The 4,382-nt window shown below is 67.0% G+C and carries 3 protein-coding genes; all 3 read left to right on the top strand.

The window, feature by feature from the left end; all coding sequences use genetic code 11:
- A partial coding sequence (locus AAGI46_15990; protein ID MEM1013709.1) for a hypothetical protein occupies positions 1-524 on the top strand: 524 nt, incomplete at its 5' end.
- 164 nt (positions 525-688) lie between these two features.
- Positions 689-2,983, top strand: coding sequence for a UvrD-helicase domain-containing protein (locus AAGI46_15995; GenBank protein ID MEM1013710.1), 2,295 nt, complete (start codon positions 689-691; stop codon positions 2,981-2,983).
- Positions 2,980-4,092 (top strand): hypothetical protein, encoded by a 1,113-nt coding sequence (locus AAGI46_16000; GenBank protein MEM1013711.1) that lies wholly within the window; start codon positions 2,980-2,982, stop codon positions 4,090-4,092. Before AAGI46_15995 ends, AAGI46_16000 begins: the two co-directional genes overlap by 4 nt.
- Positions 4,093-4,382: the final 290 nt, after the last annotated feature.

The raw sequence follows: 4,382 nt of genomic DNA on the forward strand, positions 1-4,382 counted from the left end.
ACGCGACGCAGTTCGCGGCCCTCGTCCGCAGCTACGACGCCGGAGACGGCGTGACGCTGCTGCTGTTCCGTGACGGCGAAGAGGTCGAAGTCGACGTCAAGCTCGCCGCCGCGATGGTGCCGCCGCTGGAGATGTACGGCGCCACGATCATGCCATCCGTGCAGTGGCCCGACCTTCGTGAGCGAAGGCAGATGGTGCCGCAGCTCCGCGCGATCGAACTGCCACCGGCACCTCCGGTGATTGACCGGATTCCCGGTCTATTCCCCGGCGACGATCGGGACGGCTTCAAGGGCAACATCTCGCGGAGCGTCATCCGAGACGATCGCGGCTCGGCCACACTCGTCGAGACCGACGAAGAATCGACGCTTGTCGTCCGCGACGACGAGGGCAACGTCATCTTCGAAGGCCCGCTACCCGCCGAAGACGAGCGCGACGACCTGCTCGGCATCGTCCGCGAGCGCATCAACCAGTTGACCGGCAGCAACCTGCCCGTGCACGACGCCGAGGACGAGACGTCCGTCTGAGCCGCGTCATCTGGTCATCCTGAGCGAGCGAAGCGAGTCGAAGGACCTCGTCTGAACGTCCGTGCGGAATCAGACGAGGTGCGTCGGCTGCGCTCGGGGTGACGGAGTTTTTGCACGTGATGCAGCCGTCCTTGTCCGCCAGAGCCTCCCGCTATGCTCGCCCGATGTCGATGTCGGAGACCACGCAGGGAGCCAGCGCGTTGCTCGAAGACCTCACGCCCGAGCAGCGGCGGGCCGTCACGACGACGGAAGGCCCGCTGCTGATCCTCGCCGCCGCCGGGTCGGGCAAGACCCGCGTCCTGACGCGACGCGTCGCCTGGCTCGTTCACCAGGGGATCGAGCCGTCGAGCATCCTGGCGATCACGTTCACCAACAAGGCCGCGGGCGAGATGCGGGAGCGTGTCCGGCCGCTGATCGAGGATCGCGTCCGCATGGGCCGCGACATCGGGCGGCTCGACACGCGCGGGCCACTGCTGTGCACGTTCCACTCGCTGTGCCTGCGGATCCTCCGGCACTACGGCGACATCTTGGGCGTGCCGCGGAACTTCAACATCCTCGACTCGGCCGACCAGTCGAAGATGATGAAGCAAGCGCTCAAAGAACTGGACGTCAGCAGCACCAACTTCCCGCCGGCCAAGGTGCTGGCAATGATCTCCAACGCCAAGAACGCGCTCGCCAGTGCCGAGGAGTTTGCCCGCGAGGCCAGCGACTTCTACCAGCGGACCGTCGCCCGGGCGTACCTGAAGTACGACGAGATGATGCGGAAGAACGAGTCGCTCGATTTCGACGACCTGCTCCTCCGAGTCGTCCAGGGTTTGCGCGATCGGCCCGACGTGCTGAAGGAGCTTCAGGACCGCTTCGCCTACCTGCACATCGACGAGTACCAGGACACCAACCGCGTGCAGTACGTCCTGGCCCACGTGCTGGCGGAGCGGCACAAGAACCTGTGCGTCGTCGGCGATCCGGACCAATCGATCTACGCCTGGCGCGGGGCGGACCTGCGGAACATCCTCGACTTCGAGCAGGACTACCCGCAGGCCACCGTCGTCAAGCTCGAGACCAACTACCGCTCCACCGCCACGATCCTCAAGGCGGCGGACGTGCTCATCAAGAACAACGTCGAGCGCAAGGACAAGGGCCTCGTCGCCCACGCGGGCGAGGGCGAGAAGATCGACGTCCTCGCCTGTCAGGACGAGCAGGACGAAGCCCGCGAGGTGGCCGAGCGGCTGATCGCCTTCAACAAGGAAGGCCGCCCGTGGAGCGACATGGCCGTCTTCTACCGGATGAACGCCCTGTCGCGTGTCATCGAGACGGCTCTGCGTCGCGAGAACGTGCCGTACCAGATCGCGCGTGGCACCGAGTTCTACAACCGCAAAGAGGTCAAGGACACGCTGGCCTACCTGAGGGCAATCCACAATCCCAGCGACGAGGTGAGCCTGCTCCGCATCGTCAACACGCCGACCCGCGGCATCGGCGACGCGAGCGTCAAGGCCATGCAGGCGTTCGCCATCGCGGAAGGCGTCGGCGTGTTCGACGCGATGAAGCGCGTCGACGAAATCACGGGCGTCAGCAGTCGCGGCAAGGGCTCGGTCGCGCTGTTCGTCGAGAAGATCGAGGCCTGGCAACGCCACGCCGCCCAGGCCGCGACGGGCAAGCTGCCGGACGACGCGCCGGCCGCGGACGACCTGTTCGTTGCAAGCGAGGACGGCGCGGACGTCACGCTCGCCGGCTTGGTCGCGAAGGTGATTCGCCAGAGCGGACTCGAGAAGCAATACACACAGCCCGGCGACGACGAACAGCCGCAGGTCGAGAACATGAACGAACTCGTCAACGCCGCCGCCGAGTACGAGGAGGGCCGGCGTGAGGAGAACGAACCCGCAAACCTGGGCGACTTCCTCCAGCAGATCGCCCTCGTCAGCGACACCGATCGCTTCGAAGGCAACGGCGGCGCGGTGACGCTCATGACGCTCCACGCGGCCAAGGGCCTGGAGTTTCCCGTCGTCGCCATGCTCGGCCTGGAGGAAGGGTGCCTGCCGCACAGCCGGGCACGCGACAGCCAGCAGGAGCTCGAGGAAGAACGCCGCCTCGCCTTCGTCGGCATCACGCGGGCACAGGAGCGGCTGATGCTCAGTCGAGCGCAGTACCGCACGATGCGCGGCGTCCGCGAACGGACCGTGCCGAGCCCGTTCCTGAAGGAGCTGCCGGACGACACGCTCATCCACACGGATCGCACGGGCCTCGCCGGCCTGCCAAGCGCGTCAATGATCGACCAGCCGGCGGACGACCTGTCGAGTCGATTCCGCGTCGGCATGAAGATTCGCCACACGAAGCTCGGCGTGGGCAAGGTGCTCGACCTCTCGGCCGGGCGCAACGCGCGAATTGTCATCGACTTTGCCCGCGGCGGCCGGAAGACGCTCGTCCTCGACATCGCCGCCTCCAAACTGGCCCCGGCGGGATGACGAGCGACGCTCGCCCAACCGGCTTCACCCCCGGCCGGGTCGCCCTGGCGTCGGTTGGGGCGTGGCTCGTCGTCTTGATCGTCGGCGGTGCGTGGCTGGCGATCGATGCGTCGCAGCCCGGAAACCCGCTGTCGGCCAGCCGGGCGACGTTTCACGCGACGAGCATTGCGACGCTGACGGGCTTTCGCGTCTCGTGGGCCCCGACGTCGCTGGCGGCCGGGCTGATGACGCTGGCGGCGACGTCGGCGACGTGGTGCTTCCTCGCGGCGACGCTGTGCCAGTTGGTCAACGCTCGCGTGTCGTCGCTGCTCGTCGCGCTCAACGTCGGCGTGCCGTGGGCTGCGGCGGCACTTCTGCTGTTCGCCGTCGAGGACCCGTCCGTTGCCGTTGCGGTTGTCGGCAGCTCGGGGTTTGTTACCGAAACAGCGCAGTTGTCGACCATTCTGGTGTGGTTTCTGGTGCTTCCGGCGGGACTTGTCGGCCCGCTCGTTCCACTGCTGCTGACGACGCTTCTGACGCGTCGTTCCGACCGACAGACCGTAGACCAGAGCCCACCGGCTCAGCCCGTGGGCTTGAACCGACAGCTCTCGTGGACGCTCTTCGCGACCGCCCTTCTCCTGTTGGTGACGCTTCCGACGTCGGTTCTCTTTGACCGATCCGTGCTGACGCTCGACCTGCTCGGAGCCGGTTTGCTGGACAGTGCCGACGGCCTAGGTACGACGCGTCGCTGGGTGATCGTTCCGCTGCTGCTCGTGAGCGCGGTCGGACCGACGATGCTGTTGCTCGTCATCGTCGGCATCATCTCGATGCTGCGGAGCCGGACGTCGACCGTTGCAGGAATCGCGATGATCGGAGTCGTGTCGATGGTCGCCCTGTTCGCGGCGACATTCATCGCGCTGACGGCGACGAATCCACAGGTGAGCGACGCGACCAACGCCCACCTCGCCGCCGCGGCGGTGGCGACGAACGCGGGCAGCTTCACGCTGCCGACGATCGCGGGGACGGAAGCGTGGGTGCTTTCCGGTGCGATGCTGGCGGGGCACGCCCTGCCGCTCGCGATCCTCTGGTGGGCAGCAACGCGACGTGGAGCGACGGTCGTGCCGTACTGAGAGAGAGGTTGTGTAAAGCGGAGACGGACTGCGGGCCGCAGGCCCGCAGCTACCTGGACATTGGTGCTGCCTCGGGGTTGTTGCGTCCCTCCGTCATCCCGAGCGCAGCCGAGGGACCTCGCAGCGGGTCGGTGACGCGCACCGAACGAGGTCCTTCGACTCGCTGCGCTCGCTCAGGATGACGGAGGAGAGTTGGCACCGAAGAGGACGGCGACGAAACCGGCGACTGGGAACGCGTCACCGAAGCCCCCAGCGACCCGAGCTGGTTGGCATACATCGTGGCGGTGAAG

This window comes from Planctomycetota bacterium (assembly GCA_038746835.1).
Classification (GTDB): domain Bacteria; phylum Planctomycetota; class Phycisphaerae; order Tepidisphaerales; family Tepidisphaeraceae; genus JBCDKH01.

What these genes read in the sequence shown, in the direction of transcription:
- AAGI46_15995 (MEM1013710.1), top strand. Translation starts at nt 689, where the DNA reads ATGTCGATGTCGGAGACCACGCAGGGAGCCAGCGCGTTGCTCGAAGAC.
- AAGI46_16000 (MEM1013711.1), top strand. Translation starts at nt 2,980, where the DNA reads ATGACGAGCGACGCTCGCCCAACCGGCTTCACCCCCGGCCGGGTCGCC.